Source organism: Streptomyces halobius, from assembly GCF_023277745.1.
Lineage (GTDB): Bacteria > Actinomycetota > Actinomycetes > Streptomycetales > Streptomycetaceae > Streptomyces > Streptomyces halobius.
The window spans coordinates 2,406,582-2,422,509 of the sequence record NZ_CP086322.1 but is presented as its reverse complement, the minus strand read 5'-3'; the positions used below and the strand labels follow the sequence as shown (position 1 = coordinate 2,422,509).

Genomic DNA, 15,928 nt, shown 5'->3' with positions numbered 1-15,928 from the left:
GCTACCCGCACCACCGCACCACATCGCACACCTCCGTGACAGCCTCGCACCGTCGTTCCGGCGGCGCAGAAATCGAAGGAGGCCCGCAGTGGCCGCAACTCCCGGGCAGCAGCCGGAGGGAGACCGCAAGCACCCGGTCGACGAGACTCTCCCGCCCTTCAGGATGTTCACCAGCGGCCTCCAGCATGTGGCCGCGATGTACGCGGGTGTGGTGGCCCCGCCGATGATCGTGGGACCGGCCTGCGGCCTGAGCCCCACCGAAACCGCGTTCCTCATGGGCGCCAGCCTCTTCACCGCGGGCATCGCGACACTGCTGCAGACCCTGGGCTTCTGGAAGGTCGGCGCCAGACTGCCGTTCGTCAACGGCGTCTCGTTCGCGGGTGTCACCCCGATGATCGCCATCGGTACGTCCGAAAGCCCCGAGAACGCACTGCCGGTCATCTTCGGCGCGGTGATCGTGGCCGGCCTGCTGGGCTTCGTCCTCGCCCCCTATTTCTCCAAACTCATACGCTTCTTCCCACCGGTCGTCACCGGCACCGTCATCACCCTCATCGGCGTCTCCCTCCTCCCCGTGGCGTTCAACTGGTCCCAGGGCGGCAATCAACAGGCCTCGGATTACGGCTCGTTGACGAATATCGGGATGGCCGCGCTGACCCTCGCCATCGTGCTGGTGCTGCGTCGGATGCTCCGCGGCTTCCTCCAGCAAATCGCCATCCTGCTCGGCCTGGTGGCCGGCACGCTGATCGCGATACCCGTCGGCATCACCGACTTCTCCGCCCTCGCCGACGCGGACCTCTTCGGCTTCCCGACGCCCTTCCACTTCGGGGCCCCGCAGTTCCAGATCGCCGCGATCATCTCGATGTGCATCGTGATGCTGGTCTGTATGACCGAGTCGACGGCCGACATGCTCGCCCTGGGCAAGATCGTCAACCGCCCGGCGGACGAGCTCACCATCGAGGGCGGACTGCGCGCCGACACCCTCGGTACGGCGATCAGCCCGCTGTTCAACGGCTTCGCCAACAGCGCCTTCGCCCAGAACATCGGCCTGGTCGCGATGACCAAGGTGCGCAGCCGCTACGTGGTGGCGACCAGTGGTCTGATCCTGATCGTGCTGGGCCTGAGCCCGGTGGCCGCCTCAGTCATCTCACTGGTCCCGCTGCCGGTCCTGGGCGGCGCGGGCATCGTCCTCTTCGGCTCGGTGGCCGCCAGCGGCATCCAGACGCTGGCCTCCGCCGCGATGGAGAAGGGTGAGAACGCACTGATCGTCGCGGCCGCCGTCGGCATCGGCCTGATCCCCATCGCGGCGCCGGAGTTCTATCACCACTTCCCCAAGGACATGCTGGTGGTCCTGGACTCCGGCATCAGCACCGGTTGCCTGGTCGCGATCGTCCTGAACCTGGCGTTCAACCACTGTGAGGCAAAGGGGAAGGCGAGCGGTGGTGTGGTCAGTGATGCGGGTGTGGCGCCAGGGGAGGGTTTGAGCGGTCGCGGTGACGGTGATGCGGCCGGTCGTGGCGGCGAAGTCGGTCATGGTGACGGTGATGCGGCCGGTCATGGTGGCGAAGCCGGTCGTGGCGACGGTGACGGGAGTGGTCGCGGAGCCCCGGAAATTCCGCAGCAGTCCGAACGGGGCAAGGCCGACGACTCGGGCGAGCCCGCGTCACCGTCGGCCCAGTCGAGCCCTTCGGCCCACTGAACGGTCCTCCCCACTGGCAGCGGCCCATCGAGGAGCGGCGACTTGACTCCCCGCCGTACCGGCCTTGTCGTCCCCGCCTTGTCGTCCTGGCCTGTGCAGTGAGGAGTTCTCCGCGCTCGACACCAACTGCATGGCGGTTTCCTTCTTCGCCGGATCGTCGAGCCCGACCCCGGCCCGCGCGGTGTGCGGCGAGGAGTGCGCCGATCGGCCCACTCGGTTCAGCTAGGTCAGCAATCCGCTCAACAGCTCGCGAAGATCCACCGTCGGATCGAAGTCCTCTTCAGGGAAAGCGAGTTGATGCAGAACGACGCCGTCGAGGTGATCGAGCAGCATGCGGCTGTGCCGCTCCGGCGCCGCGGAGCCGAAGCGGCGTACCCATTCCGTGCTCCAGGCGAGGACCGCCGCGCGCCCCCGTGCGAGCGGCGCGCGCAGCTCCGGGCGGGACGAGGACTCCAGGAAGAGCGCGAAGCGGGCGGCGGTCCGGGCGCGCGCGGGGCCGGTGGCGTGCCGGACGAAGGCGGCCATCGCATCGGCCAGTTCGCCGTGGTCGGCCGGGTCGGTGTCGGCCGCGAACGCCTCCCACTCACGCCGATCCAGGGCCTGGAGGTGATCCACGATGCCGTCGATCAGGGCGGTGCGGTTGCGGAAATAGTTGGACGTGGTGCCTGTGGGTACCCCGGCGGCGCTGTCCACGGCCTGATACGTCAACCGCCGTGTGCCCTCGGCCCCCAGGACCTCGATCGCCGCGTCCAGTACCTGATCCCGCCGTCGCGCCACGCCACCCGCTCCTGCTGTCCGTTCTGCCGTCCTCGTCCGCCGCGCATATTCACACCGCTGCGTCCACGCTGCCACCGTCGACGGCGATACCGGCATTGTCACGGAGACATGGGGCGAGGGGCGCCGCTTCGGCATCACCGCTACCGCCTCGACCCGCCACTCTCGTCGTACATGCGCCGGGCTCGTTCGGAACCGCAGCGGTCGGTGACGGTCCGTTGTCAGCGCTGCCGCCTGGAGTTGACGCATGACGGAGCAGACACAGAACAGCATGGGCGGGCAGGCGGTGGCGGGAAGCGTCGTGGGTATGACGAAGGGCCGTTACATACCCCGATGCGGCGGTATGTAACGGCCCTTCGGAGTCTCTCGGCGGGCGTTCAGCCGACCAGCCGTTCGTAAGCCGGCAGTGTCAGGAAGTCCGCGTAGTCGGCGTCCAGCGCGACCTGCAGCAGCAGGTCATGCGCCTGCTGCCACTTGCCCGAGGTGAAGGCTTCCTCGCCGACTTCGGTGCGGATGTCGATGAGTGCCTGGTCGGCGACCTTGCGGACGAGGTCCGCGGTGACCTTTTCGCCCTGGTGCTCGCCGCTTTCGAAGACGACGCCCGCGTCGACCCACTGCCAGATCTGCGAGCGGGAGATCTCGGCGGTCGCGGCGTCCTCCATCAGGCCGAAGATGGCGACGGCGCCCAGGCCGCGCAGCCATGCCTCGATGTAGCGGGTGCCGACCTGCACGGCGTCCACCAGGCCCTGGTAGGTGGGCTTGGCGTCGAGGGAGTCGATGGCGATGAGGTCGGCGGCGGAGACGGAGACGTCTTCGCGGAGACGGTCCTTCTGGTTGGGCCTGTCGCCGAGGACCGCGTCGAAGGAGGCGCGGGCGATCGGGACGAGGTCCGGGTGGGCGACCCAGGAGCCGTCGAATCCGTCACCGGCCTCGCGGTCCTTGTCGGCGCGGACCTTGGCGAGGGCCTTTTCGTTGGCCTCCGGGTCGCGGCGGTTGGGGATGAAGGCCGCCATGCCGCCGATGGCGTGGGCGCCGCGCTTGTGGCAGGTGCGGACGAGGAGTTCGGTGTAGGCGCGCATGAAGGGGGCGGTCATCGTGACCGCGTTGCGGTCCGGGAGGACGAACTTGGCGCCGCCGTCACGGAAGTTCTTGACGATGGAGAAGAGGTAGTCCCAGCGGCCGGCGTTCAACCCCGAGGCGTGATCGCGGAGTTCGTAGAGGATCTCCTCCATCTCGTACGCGGCCGTGATCGTCTCGATCAGGACCGTGGCGCGGATGGTGCCCTGGGGGATGCCGACATAGTCCTGGGCGAAGACGAAGATGTCGTTCCAGAGGCGGGCCTCCAGGTGCGACTCGGTCTTGGGGAGGTAGAAGTACGGGCCCTTGCCCAGGGAGAGCAGCCGCTCGGCGTTGTGGAAGAAGTAGAGGCCGAAGTCGACCAGAGCGCCCGGGACCGACCGGCCCTCGCACTGCAGATGGCGCTCGTCCAGGTGCCAGCCGCGGGGCCGCATCACGACCGTCGCGAGTTCCTCGGCGGGTTTGAGGGCATACGACTTGCCGGAGCCGGGGTCGGTGAAGTCGATCCGGCGTTCGTAGGCGTCGATCAGGTTGAGCTGCCCCGTGACGACGTTCTCCCAGGTGGGGGCCGAGGCGTCCTCGAAGTCGGCGAGCCAGACCTTGGCGCCCGAGTTGAGGGCGTTGATGGTCATCTTGCGGTCGGTGGGGCCGGTGATCTCGACGCGGCGGTCGTTGAGCGCGGCGGGGGCCTCGGCGACCCGCCAGCTGTCGTCCGCGCGGATCCGCTCGGTCTCCGGGAGGAAGTCCAGGGTGGCGGTCCGGGCGATCTCGGCGCGGCGCTCGGCGCGGCGGGTGAGCAGTTCGTCGCGGCGCGGGGTGAACCGTCGGTGGAGCTCCGCCACGAAGGCGAGTGCGGCGTCGGTGAGCACCTCGGCCTGCCGTGCGGGGGTGTGGTCGGGGTCGACGTCGACGATGGCCAGCGGGGACGGCGCTGGTGCGGACATGAGGTGTCACTCCATTCAGCGGCGGTGCCTGGCGGCCGCCTGGGCACCCGAGCGGCACGGGGTGCCGCCGGCTCCGAAGTGCGGTCGCGGGCGCCGTCTGGGTTCAGGTCGCTTCTGACCAGTGGAGAGTAGTTTCCTTATTGCGGAACTTCAATGGTTTGTTGACGTCGAGATTCTCTGACTCGACAGAAGTGGTGATCGAATGGCTCTCAGTGCCATGGCGGTCACTGTCGATTACGCGGTGCGTGGCCCATTGCGTCGGCGTGGCCGACCGCGTGGCGTGTCCCGGCGGCCCGTCGCTCCGCCCGTCACTCCAGTCTGTGCAGATCCTCGGGGCTGTCGATGTCGTACGCCTCCGCTACATCCCCGCACTCCACCAGCGTGATCGCATCCGCGTACCGCCGCAGATAGGCGCGCGCGCCGCGGTCGCCCTCCGCGCTCGCCGCGACGTCCGCCCAACGATCGGCGCCGAACATGACCGGGTGGCCGCGTCGCCCTCCGTACGCCGCCGATACGAGCGAAGCGCGGCCCTCGTACGCGGCCACCACCCGCGCCACCGCGGCGGCACCGATTCCCGGCTGGTCCACGAGTGCCACCACCACCGCGTCCGCCCCCGAGCCGGCCAGTGCCGCCAGTCCCACCCGCAGCGAGGAGCCCATGCCCTGCGCCCAGTCCGGGTTGTCCGACGTGGTGTACGCGGAGAGGTCGGCCCGCTGGCGTACGGAATCGGCGGCAGCGCCCAGCACGATGTGCACCGGGCTGCAGCCGCCGTCCCTCAGCACGCGCGCTGCGTGCTCCACCAAGGGGCGTCCTCGATGGTCGAGCAGCGCCTTGGGCCGCCCGCCCAGCCGCCGCCCGCCGCCCGCGGCCAACAGCAGCCCGGCGACCTTTCCTTCGGGTCGCGCGGACGCCCCTCGTGCTGATGTCTGCTGCGCAGATGCCCCTTGAGCTGGTGATTCTGTAAGTGCTGGTGACTTTGTATGTGCAGGTGTCAGTTGCGCGGATGACTCTGGTGTTGCTGCGTGCGGTGCCATGGGCCCTGCTTACCTCATGGCACTCTGCGCCGCGGCGCGGTGGGTCAGGCCGTGCCGCCGGACGCCCTCTGGCGCGGGATTCTCGGCCGGAAACGGTCCCGGAGTTGCCGGGTCCGTGCGTCCGTGAGCCGTCGTTCGGTGACGAAGCGGTGTATGTGCTCGACGGTGATCTCGGACGCGTCGGAGAGGCCGTACGCGCGGCAGATCAGCTGCACGATGCTGAGGCGGCGAGGGTGCGGGCCGGTCCCGGGGCCGGTCCCGGGGCCGGTCTCGGGGTCGGGGTCAGGCTCCATGGCGGTCTCCGATCCAGTGATATGCCGGATATTTCCCCGGAAGGGAGAATGCTCCATCCTGCCGCGCCGCACGCATCGGAGCGCATACACCCACGCCAACGGGTGCCCGGGGGAACACGCGTCTGACGCACGATCAGGCCACCCAGGGGCAACGCGCGATATGCCGCCGAAACCCAGCGTGAACCGGGAGCGAAACCGGCTCTTCGGACATGGCGTACGGTTCCCCGCCTTCGATGTCACGGCGCGGCCCATGGCCGGATAAAGTGCTGCCCCGTTGCGGACACCGTGGCCGTCGAGCCGACATGACGGCCCTTTTGAGTCGGGGGACCGAGTGGTGAACAGTGTGGACCCGTCCGGGATCTTCCAGCCGCTGGAGGACGACGATCCGAAGGCGATCGCGGGCTATCGCCTCTCGGCGAAGCTCGGCTCCGGCGGTATGGGCAAGGTCTACCTTTCCTACACGCCCGGCGGGCGGCCGGTGGCCATAAAGGTGATCCGGCCGGAGTTCAGCGAGGACGCGGAGTTCCGCCGCCGCTTCAAGCAGGAAGTGCAGTCGGCACAGCGCGTCCAGGGCCTGTTCACCGCCCCGGTCATCGACAGCGACGCCGACGGCCCCAGCCCCTGGCTCGCCACCGCGTACGTCCCCGGCCCCTCGCTCTCCGCGGCCGTCGCCGAACACGGCCGGCTTCCGGTTCCCACCGTGCTGCTGCTGGTGGCCGGTATCGCCGAGGCGCTGCAGGTCATCCACGGCGCGGGCATCGTGCACCGTGATCTGAAGCCGTCCAATGTGCTGCTGGCCGCCGACGGCCCGCGCGTCATCGACTTCGGTATCGCCCGCGCCGCCGACGCCACATCCTTGACCAGCAGCGGCGTCACCGTCGGCACCCCCACCTTCATGGCGCCCGAGCAGGCCGCCGGCAGCACCATCACCCCGGCCACCGACATCTTCGCGCTCGGCCAGGTCGCGGCGTACGCGGCCATCGGCAACCCGGCCTTCGGCGAGGGCACTTCGCACGGTGTGCTCTACCGCATCGTCCACGAGGAGCCGGATCTGACCGGACTCCCCGAGGAACTGCACGAGCTGGTCACCCGCTGTCTGACCAAGGACACGTCGGCCCGGCCGTCCGTCGCCGAGGTGATCGAGCTGTGCGGCGCGGCCTCCGGGGAGACGCAGTTGCGCCGCCCCGAGGAGTGGCTGCCCACCGCCGTCGCCGCGGACATCACCACGCGTTCGGCGGCCCCCGCGCCCGCCCAGGCGCCGCCGCCCCCGCTGGAGGCACCGGCCCAGCCGGCGGTCGCCCCGCAGACCCCGGCCCAGCCCCCTGCCCAGCCGGCCCAGCCCCCGGCACCGCCCACCCAGCCCGCGGCCCCTGCCCAGCCGGTCCCGACCACGCTGAACCAGCCGCAGACCCCGCCGCCCGGCTTCGGTCCCGCGGCCTACGCGCCGACCGCCACCAGCGCAACGCCCGCCGCGTCGGCGCCCGTTGCGACGCCGCCCGGCGGCTCCTCGGGCACCGGCCCGACCACCACGGTGCCCGCCCCGCAGCCGCCGAAGAAGAAGCGCAAGGGGCTGATCACGGCCCTGGTGCTGGTGTGCCTGCTGGTCTTCGCGGGAGTGGGCGGTGGCGTCGTCTACTACTTCATGAAGGGCGACGCCAAGAAGACGAGCAACCAGGCCGACGACAAGAAGAAGGGCGCCGAGGGCGCTCCGGACGCCACCGGCGGGACATCGGCGACCCCCGAAGAGGGGGGCGACCCCTCCGCCCCCGCCACCCCGGCGCAGGACCCGGAACCGGTCGACTACAAGGGCATCGACCTGCCCGACGAGTACCACCTGTCGATGTCCGACGAGCCGGTCAAGCCGAGCAACGCGGACAACGACACGGACGAAGACTTCACCTACACGGACAACAACTACTCGGACGACAGAGTCAGCACCGAGAACGGCAAGCTGGTGCTCCTCACCGCGGGCCAGGAAGGCTCGCTGGACACCTGCCGCAACGAGACCCGGTTCACCGAGCGCATCCTGACCAAGCAGCTCACCAAGGACGCGCAGATGTGTCTGACCACCGACTACGGCCATGTCGCGCTGATCACGTTGAAGGGCTTCGCGCCGAAGTCGAGCCCCAGCAGCTATATGACCGTCGATGTGCGTGTGTGGCGCAACGCGGTGACGCCCGAGGCGACCCCGTGAGCACCGCCGCACAACTGATCACCTCGGCTTGACGATCCCCGTCAGGGCCCGCTCCTTCCGGCCCGGCGGGGATCGCCGCACTGCGCCCCCGGCGCGTGGATTTGGTCGATGATCCGGTTTTTTCGCTCTCCGTATGGCGCGATGACCACAGAGTGGCGTTAACTGGCCCGCATTGCGAAGCGGCCAACGGCCTGGGAGGGCGCCGCCGTTGTGGAGCAGGGGCAGAGGCAGAGGCAGAAGCGAATGGTGACCGGGGTCGAGGAGGACGCACGGGTCCAGGTGCTGCGTGGGGCGGTGGCCCGGCTTCGTCGTCAACTAGCCATGCTTCCGGTGGAGTTACCGGACCGGGCGGCCGCGGACGAGGAACTGGCCGCGCTGGACGCGATGGTGAGCCACGGGATGCCGGAAGTGCCCCGGCTGCGTCGCTCGCTGCTGCTGATCGCCGGGGCGGTCGGCTCGGTCAGCGCACTGTCGCCCGCGCTGACCGAGGTGCGTGAGGGGATCGACCGCTTCGGGGAGCTGCCGCGCGGCCGGGAGGGGGGCACGCCTCCCGGCCGGGAGGCGTACACGCCGCCGTCGTGGGCGGAGGGGCCTCGCTTGTTTTGACGGTGCGGAAGAACCCTCTTGCTCGACGGTGCACAGTCCCCGTGTGATGTGACGGTGCAAGGCCCCGTACGCCCGGCCGCCCTACGCGGGTGTCTGATCGGCGAGCGCGACCGACAGCTGCGCCGCGATGTCCTGCAGCACCGGCACGATCTTGTCCTTCGACGCCTCCGTCACCCGGCCGGTCGGGCCGGAGATGGAGATCGCCGCCGAGGTGGGGGAGTCGGGCACCGGCACCGCGTAGCAGCGGACGCCGACCTCCTGTTCGCTGTCGTCGACCGCATATCCGAGCCTGCGGACCTCGGCGAGAGCTTCGAGGAAGGCGTCCGGGTCGGTGATCGTCTTCTCGGTCGCGGCGGGCATCCCCGTACGGCCGAGCAGGGCGCGGACCTCCTCCGGCGGGTGGCCCGCGAGCAGCGCCTTGCCGACGCCGGTGGAGTGCGGCAGCACCCGGCGGCCGACCTCGGTGAACATCCGTACCGCGTGCCGGGACGGCACCTGGGCGACATAGACGATCTCGTCGCCGTCGAGCAGCGCCATATTGGCGGTCTCGCCGGTCTCCTCGACCAGCCGGGCGAGGTACGGCCGAGCCCACGTCCCGAGCAGCCGCGACGCGCTCTCGCCCAGCCGGATCAGACGGGGGCCGAGCGCGTACCGGCGGTTGGGCTGCTGGCGGACGTAGCCGCAGGCGACGAGGGTCCGCATCAGGCGGTGGATGGTGGGGAGCGGCAGGCCGCTGCTGGTGGAGAGCTCGCTCAGGCCGACCTCGCCCCCGGCGTCGGCCATCCGCTCCAAGAGGTCGAAGGCGCGCTCAAGGGACTGGACGCCGCCGCCGGCGCCCGCGGGCTTGGCATCGGCGGCGGAGGTGCTGGCGCTGGACGGCGGCACGTCGCGTTCCTTTCGGGGCAGGTGGGCCCTAGGGTGCCACCCTAGGGCTTGTGGGCGCCGGGCCCGACCGGAGCAGCCTACCGGTCCCCTGGGGAAGAAACACTGTCTCTCTCACGCCCGTTCCCGCCGGTCAGGGCCCTTTTTCTTCCACAGTACGGGGTGTCGGCCGGAATCCCCTGGGTGGTAGCTATGTTCTGCTATGCGAAAAATACTGTCCATTTTGTGGAATCATCCAAAGGGGTTCGCTGCGCTTTGCCTGGGCCCCACGTTGTCGGCTGTCCCGCCGTGGGGGTTCGCCTGCGGCTGGCCTGAGTCGACGTTTTGGCTGTCCCGCCGTTGCACCTGCGGTGGGCTGTTACCGCTGCGCGGGGCTGTTCGGCAGCGGCGCCGGACCTCCGGACTCCGTCCCGCGGTCCAGCGCCTCCCGAGGGAGGTGGGGAAAAGACGTTGGGGGGACACGTAGCCGGTCATGCGCCCCCACCGGCCCCTCTCTACCCGCCGGGGAGGGGAGGGCCGCAGGACGGAGTCCGGAGGCCCGTCACCGCACCCGAAAAACCCACGCCCGCCGCAGGCGAACCCCTCACGGCGGGACAGCCGACAACGTGGGGCGCAGGCCCGCCGCAGGCGAACGCTCAGGTGAAGCGCAGCGGATCGCTTGACGGGGTGGGGGCCCTGAGTGAAGACTCCGATTCAACAGACTGTTGAATCAGCGACCGGGAAGAAACGATACGAGGAGGGGACCGGGTGTCCGAAACAGAGCTGGTGCTGCGCTCCACGCGCGTCGTCACCCCGCAGGGGACGCGCGCCGCGTCCGTCACCGTCCAGGGCGGCAAGATCGCGGCGGTCCTGCCGTACGACGCCGAGGCCCCGGCCGGAGCGCGGGTCGAGGACTTCGGTGACGACGTGCTGCTGCCCGGCCTCGTGGACACCCACGTACACGTCAACGACCCGGGCCGCACCGAGTGGGAGGGCTTCTGGACGGCCACCCGCGCGGCCGCGGCCGGCGGTATCACCACCCTCGTGGACATGCCGCTCAACAGCCTCCCGCCCACCACCACCGTCGCCAACCTCGACACCAAGCGCGAGGTCGCGCGCGGCAAGGCGCATATCGACATCGGCTTCTGGGGCGGCGCCGTCCCCGGCAACGTCAAGGACCTGCGTCCGCTCTTCGACGCCGGGGTCTTCGGCTTCAAGTGTTTCCTCTCGCCCTCCGGCGTGGACGAGTTCCCCCAGCTCGACCAGGAGCAACTGGCCGCCGCCCTCGGGGAGATCGCGGGCTTCGACGGTCTGCTGATCGTGCACGCCGAGGACCCGGAGCACCTGGACGCGGCTCCGCAACCGCACGGCCCCAAGTACGCCGACTTCCTCGCCTCCCGCCCCCGGGTCTGCGAGGACGACGCCATCGCCGGGCTGATCGCCCTCGCCAAGCGGCTCGACGCCCGGGTGCACGTACTCCACCTCTCCTCCTCCGACGCGCTGCCGCTGATCGCCGCCGCCAAGGCCGAGGGCGTCAAGGTCAGCGTCGAGACCTGTCCGCACTTCCTGACCCTGACCGCCGAAGAAGTCCCGGACGGCGCAACGGAGTTCAAGTGCTGCCCGCCGATCCGCGAGGCCGCCAATCAGGACGCGCTGTGGCAGGGCCTCGCCGACGGCACCATCGACTGCATCGTCTCCGACCACTCGCCCTCCACCGCCGACCTCAAGACCGCCGACTTCGGCGCGGCCTGGGGCGGTATCTCCTCCCTCCAGCTCGGCCTGCCCGCCATCTGGACCGCCGCCCGCGAGCGCGGGCACACCCTGGACGATGTCGTCCGCTGGATGGCCACCGCCCCCGCCGCGCTGGTCGGCCTCGGCCGGAAGGGCGCCATCGAGCCCGGCCGGGACGCCGATTTCGCCGTCCTCGCCCCCGACGAGACCTTCACCGTGGATCCGGCCGTACTCCAGCACCGCAACAAGATCACCGCATACGCTGGGAAGACCCTGTACGGCGTCGTCCGGTCCACCTGGCTGCGCGGCCGGCAGATCAACGACGGCGCCACCCTGGCCGAGCCCACGGGCGAGCTTGTCGATCGGAGGCACACCGCATGGCCAGCGCCGACCTCCCCCGTTTAACAGGTGACGCCGCCCCCTACGGGGGCGGCGACCCGTATGCCGACTACCGCGCCCCCGGCCCTTCGGGGTTCCCCTTCAGCCACCTCCCCGACCTCGCCGACCGTCGGCTCGGCGCGGGGGTGACCGCCGCCAACGACGAGTTCTTCGCGGAGTGCGCGAACCTCCTCAAGCCCGAGCCCGCTCACTTCGCCCCCGAGGCATTCGGTCCCAGGGGAAAGATCATGGACGGCTGGGAGACCCGGCGCCGCCGCGCCACCGGCAACGACTGGGTCCGCTACCGGCTCACCGGGCAGGCCGTGATCCGCGCGGTGGAGATCGACGAAACCAACTACCTCAAAGGGAAATCGGCGGGCTGGGCAGCCCTGTACGGACGTGACGGTGAGCGCGGCGACTGGGGAGAGCTGCTGCCCCGTACGCGCCTGCAGCCCGACACCGTCCACCGCTTCCTGCTGGCCGACGCACCGGCCGTCACTCACGTCCGGCTCGACATCTTCCCGGACGGCGGCATCGCCCGGCTGCGGCTGCACGGCGCGCTGACGGGGGAGGGGGAGCGGCGGCTGACCGCCCGTTACCAGGAGTTGGGCGGCTGATCCCAGGACGTCCTGACGTCCGGAAGCCGGGAAGCCCAGACGCCCGGATGCAAGGTCCGTCCTCCCGCTGCGCCGTCAGCGCGGTGAGCACCGATCAGCCCGCGATGGCGTTCCGGTCAGTCCGTGATGGAGTTCCAGAACATCAGCTCGTACGCCTGGAGGAGATGGCCGTAGCGGTACGCGGTCGCCGGCACGGCCTGGCCGGTGTCCAGGCCGTGCCGGACCGCCGCGCGGGCCTTGGCGCCGAGGTCCGCGGCAGGTTCGGCGAAGAACGCGAAGAAGCCGCGGGCCGCTTCGGGGAAGCCGTAGTGGTCACGCATCGCGGTGGCGACGGTGGCGCAATAGCCGGACCAGGAGGCGAAGTTGGCGGTGACGGCGATCACCACATCGGCGGGCGTGGTGCCGAGCGCGAGACGCGCAGCGTAGGAGGGATACGCCTGGCAGCCGGGCCGCGGCCGGTACTCGGTGATCTGCCGGCCGGTCAGTTCGCAGGCTTCCGCCAGGCCCGCCAGCTGCTCCAGGGCCAGGGTCTCGCTCTGGGCGAGCAGATCGAAGAAGTCGGCGATGGGCGGATCGCCGTCGGCCCGACGCGCCAGGTGCTGGAAGCTGAGCCGGTCGGAGGCGATCACCTGGTGCTGTTCGAGGGCGAACGTCGCGAATACGCTGCGCGGCGCCTCGCCCGCCGCGATACGTGGCACGAGCCGGTTGGCGTCGGCGTTCGGGGCGAGTGTCCGTACGGCGTCATCGAGGACGGCGGCCGCGGTCGGACGGGGGGCTTCGGCGGGTCGGCGGGCCATGGTCTCGGTCTCCTCCGGGGCGGGGCGCGGTGGCCGGGGCCCCAGGCTAGGGCGGCGGATGGTGCCGCGGCGTACAGGCGACGCGGGCCGGGCGCGGGCGGATCGCGGGCTGAGCGCTCTCCGGGCGGAGTGGACTCCGGGCTGAGCGGACTCCGGCGGAGTGGACCGCGGGCAGCGTCGAGCGGGCCGCGTGTATCGGGCCCCGTATCGGCCGAGCTCCCATGTGCCGGACGTACCGCAGACAGCCCGCCTCAGCGGACCTGTCGTGTCACCTCAGCGCACTGCCGTGTCACACCAGACACATCAGCGGACCTTCCGTGTCGCGCCAGACGCATCAGTGCACCACCGCCTCATGCACCACTGGCGCCGCCGCCCCACCCCGCCAAGCCAGCCGTACGCCCTCGATGGTGTCGTCGCCCGCCGGGAGTCGCGTCATGTGTCCTGCGCCTGCGTGGCCCGGGCACGTACGTACCGGGCCTTGGCGCCCGGCGGCGGCTCGGCGGTCACCTCCGCCTTGCCGTTCGAAGGCGGCCAGCGGCGTCCAGTTCTTGTCGTCCGAGGAGTATTCGAGGACGCCGTGCCGGAGATAGTCGTCCGGGCTGTCGCGCTCGCCCATCGTCAGCGTGACGGTACCCAGCGCGCGCTCGTCGTGCAGATCCAGGCCGAACGAGGAACCGGCCTTGGGGCCGGCGGCGCTCCAGAAGTAGGTGGCGTCGTTGCCGTCGGTCATCCGGGAGGCGGCGTTGTCCTGGTAGACGGCCAGATCGGTGGACGCCTTGGGGCGGCCGGTCACGCCCGGGCCGCATCGTGCGCGCCGATGGCGTCGTCGACAAAGGCGTCCAGCACCCCGTCCGCGACCAGCACGGGAATCCTTTTCCCCGTCAGGTCCACATACCCAAATGACTTCGCGGTGGTCACCAACTCCGGCAGCATCTGGCGCAGTTGCCGTGCCTCGGCGCCGTCGCCCGCCTTGACCGCCTCGATCAGCCGGAGGGCGGTACGCGCCGCCTCGCCCCAGGCGTGCGTCGCGTCCAGCCATGGCCCGCTGTCCTCGACGAATCCGCGATCGGCGAGCCGCTCGCGGAGCACGGCCGGCGCGTCCTGCAGCGTGCGCAGTGCCGCGTCCAGCCGTCGCGCGTCTCCGTCCTTGCCGAACCGTGCGATGACGGCGGCAAGTTCGGGTGCCTGTCGCGGATTGAGGGACGAGGAGTAGTTGGCGTCCGCGAAGGCGCGCAGCGCGCGTACCGTACGGGTGTCGCCGCCCGCCAGCTCCTCGATCGCCGCGCCCCAGGACGCGCGCGCGTCATACGCCTGGTCGTTCCACGCGTAGTCCGCCACCGTGTACAGCGCGATCTTGGACGCGGCCGGCTGGATCATGGGATTCGCGGTGATCCCGGCCAGCCGCCCCGGCAGCCCCTTCTCCCGGCCGTTGAACGGCCCGAGCAGCAGCCGGTTGGTCACATAGTCGTTGACCGGATAGTTGTCCCACGTCAGGATCGGATGCCCGAAGACCTCCCGGGCCCGCTCGGCCTGCGCGACGGTCATCGTCGGCGCGATCACGCCCACGCCCGTCCACTCCACCAGCACATCCCTGTCCAACCGCGTGGCCAGCGCCCTCTTGTAGGGGGACGGCTTCACGTCGTAGTACTCGGTCGGCACCATCTGCAGCGGCTCGGCCCCCGGATGCCGGGCGATGAACTCCCGGTTGACGCGATTGAGCAGATGCGCCTGCGCGGCACCGGCCGCCCCGCCGCCGGTCCCGAACCTGTCCTTGTCCGCGGCGCAGTTCCAGTCCGTGTAGCTGATGTCGTCCAGCGGTACCGCGAAGGTCCGTACGCCGATGTCCCACAGCGTCTGGAACTTCGCGGTCAGCGCCTTGAGGTCGGCGTCGGAGCTGTAGCAGACGGACAGGCCGGGGGAGAGCGCGTAGGTGAACTCCACATGCCGGGACCGCGCCCGGTCCACCAGCTCCGCGATCTGTGCGAGACGGTCCTCGGGGTAGGGGGCGCGCCACTTCTCGCGCAGGTAGGCGTCGTCCTTGGGCGAGTAGACGTAGATGTTCATCTTGTGCTCGGCGGAGAAGTCGAGCTGGTCGAGGCGGGCGGCGTGCGACCACGGGGTGCCGTAGAAGCCCTCGATGACGCCGCGGAGCGGGGTGGCCGGCCAGTCCCGTACGGCGGTCCCCTGGACACGGGCGCCGGGCCGGTCGCGGCGCGGCAGCAGCTGACGGAGCGTCTGGGCGGCGTAGTACGTGCCGGTGGCGTCCTTACCGGACAGCGTGATCCGGCCCTCGCCCACGGCCAGGGCATAGCCCTCCGCGGGCAGTCCGCCGGTGCCGCGAGCGCCCAGGTCCGCCAGGGTCCGTGCCGCGCCCGGCCCGTCCACGTACACGGTCAGGCGGCCGGCCCGAGTCCGCCCGGCACGCTCCGTCCGGACGATCCGCTCGGCGCCGGCCTCCTTGAGGGACTTCTCGACGAGTTCCAGGGCCGGGGCATCGGTCTTCGGCCCCGCGACGACCGTCACCGACGGGGTGATGGTGACCCGGTCGTGCCGGGGGTGGACGGACCTGGGGGTGGGCGAGAGGGACCGGACGGCGTCGGATTCGTCCCGGGCGCCGTCGTGGTCACCGGTAGCCGCGCCCGGTGGCCCCGCCATGCCCGTCAGCGGGATCAGAGCGAGGGCTACGGCGAGCGCGGTGGCCGCCGCGGTGCGCGTACGGTGCATCCTTCGGTCCTCCTCGGTGCCGCGGGCGGGCGGGAGTGCGGGTGCATGGGCGAGGGTGGGGCGCGGCAGCAGGCTTCACCCGGTTACCAGTGCGGGGCAATGGACTTTCCCGCTGGATGGATGGACGTTGCCGAGTCGACCGAAACGGGCGCCCGCATCCGGCCCGCCCTCAGCGCGTCTTGGCGATGAGGACCAGCAGACT

Annotated in this window: 11 protein-coding genes and 1 pseudogene; 5 read left to right on the top strand and 7 right to left on the bottom strand. The window is 70.7% G+C overall.

Annotated elements, in window-relative coordinates; all coding sequences use genetic code 11:
* Positions 1–88 precede the first annotated feature (88 nt).
* Complete coding sequence (locus K9S39_RS11455; RefSeq protein WP_248863246.1) at positions 89–1,696, top strand: nucleobase:cation symporter-2 family protein; 1,608 nt, start codon at positions 89–91, stop codon at positions 1,694–1,696.
* Positions 1,697–1,918: 222 nt separating this feature from the next.
* Here the strand turns inward: K9S39_RS11455 and K9S39_RS11445 are convergent, their stop codons facing one another.
* The 4 genes from K9S39_RS11445 to K9S39_RS11430 form a co-directional block, all read right to left on the bottom strand.
* Positions 1,919–2,473: a TetR/AcrR family transcriptional regulator gene (locus tag K9S39_RS11445; protein WP_248863245.1), complete on the bottom strand. Its 555-nt coding sequence runs from the start codon at positions 2,471–2,473 to the stop codon at positions 1,919–1,921.
* Between the two features lie 374 nt (positions 2,474–2,847).
* Positions 2,848–4,491 (bottom strand): malate synthase A, encoded by a 1,644-nt coding sequence (gene aceB, locus K9S39_RS11440; RefSeq protein ID WP_248863244.1) that lies wholly within the window; start codon positions 4,489–4,491, stop codon positions 2,848–2,850.
* 308 nt (positions 4,492–4,799) lie between these two features.
* Positions 4,800–5,369 (bottom strand): nucleotidyltransferase family protein, encoded by a 570-nt coding sequence (locus tag K9S39_RS11435; RefSeq protein WP_248868689.1) that lies wholly within the window; start codon positions 5,367–5,369, stop codon positions 4,800–4,802.
* A gap of 200 nt (positions 5,370–5,569) precedes the next feature.
* Positions 5,570–5,818 carry a hypothetical protein gene (locus K9S39_RS11430; protein ID WP_248863243.1) on the bottom strand — a complete coding sequence of 83 codons (249 nt, stop codon included), beginning with the start codon at positions 5,816–5,818 and terminating at the stop codon, positions 5,570–5,572.
* Between the two features lie 331 nt (positions 5,819–6,149).
* Here K9S39_RS11430 and K9S39_RS11425 point away from each other — a divergent pair, with 331 nt between their 5' ends.
* Entirely contained in the window at positions 6,150–8,012 is a 1,863-nt protein-coding gene (locus K9S39_RS11425; RefSeq protein ID WP_248863242.1) for a serine/threonine-protein kinase, read from the top strand.
* Positions 8,013–8,255: 243 nt separating this feature from the next.
* Positions 8,256–8,618, top strand: a complete 363-nt coding sequence (locus K9S39_RS11420; RefSeq protein WP_406707907.1) for a DUF5955 family protein — start codon at positions 8,256–8,258, stop codon at positions 8,616–8,618.
* 81 nt (positions 8,619–8,699) lie between these two features.
* Here the strand turns inward: K9S39_RS11420 and K9S39_RS11415 are convergent, their stop codons facing one another.
* Positions 8,700–9,503 carry an IclR family transcriptional regulator gene (locus K9S39_RS11415; protein ID WP_248863241.1) on the bottom strand — a complete coding sequence of 268 codons (804 nt, stop codon included), beginning with the start codon at positions 9,501–9,503 and terminating at the stop codon, positions 8,700–8,702.
* Positions 9,504–10,247: 744 nt separating this feature from the next.
* Here K9S39_RS11415 and allB point away from each other — a divergent pair.
* Both allB and K9S39_RS11405 read left to right on the top strand, forming a co-directional pair.
* A complete protein-coding gene (allB, locus tag K9S39_RS11410; protein WP_248863240.1) occupies positions 10,248–11,615 on the top strand; it encodes an allantoinase AllB in 1,368 nt (455 codons plus the stop codon).
* Entirely contained in the window at positions 11,588–12,205 is a 618-nt protein-coding gene (locus K9S39_RS11405) for a hypothetical protein (protein ID WP_248863239.1), read from the top strand. Before allB ends, K9S39_RS11405 begins: the two co-directional genes overlap by 28 nt.
* A 116-nt stretch (positions 12,206–12,321) precedes the next feature.
* On the opposite strand, the gene K9S39_RS11400 is transcribed toward K9S39_RS11405, so the two are convergent.
* Both K9S39_RS11400 and K9S39_RS11395 read right to left on the bottom strand, forming a co-directional pair.
* Complete coding sequence (locus tag K9S39_RS11400) at positions 12,322–13,002, bottom strand: thiaminase II/PqqC family protein (RefSeq protein ID WP_248863238.1); 681 nt, start codon at positions 13,000–13,002, stop codon at positions 12,322–12,324.
* A 438-nt stretch (positions 13,003–13,440) separates the two neighbouring features.
* A pseudogene (locus K9S39_RS11395) lies at positions 13,441–15,726 on the bottom strand (beta-N-acetylglucosaminidase domain-containing protein); the annotation flags it as partial.
* Between the last annotated feature and the right edge of the window lie 202 nt (positions 15,727–15,928).

Bases quoted from the DNA above. Each gene is read 5' to 3' on its own strand.
- K9S39_RS11405 (WP_248863239.1), top strand. From the start codon at position 11,588: ATGGCCAGCGCCGACCTCCCCCGTTTAACAGGTGACGCCGCCCCCTAC.
- aceB (WP_248863244.1), bottom strand. From the start codon at position 4,491: ATGTCCGCACCAGCGCCGTCCCCGCTGGCCATCGTCGACGTCGACCCC.
- K9S39_RS11430 (WP_248863243.1), bottom strand. From the start codon at position 5,818: ATGGAGCCTGACCCCGACCCCGAGACCGGCCCCGGGACCGGCCCCGGG.
- K9S39_RS11420 (WP_406707907.1), top strand. From the start codon at position 8,256: ATGGTGACCGGGGTCGAGGAGGACGCACGGGTCCAGGTGCTGCGTGGG.
- K9S39_RS11400 (WP_248863238.1), bottom strand. From the start codon at position 13,002: ATGGCCCGCCGACCCGCCGAAGCCCCCCGTCCGACCGCGGCCGCCGTC.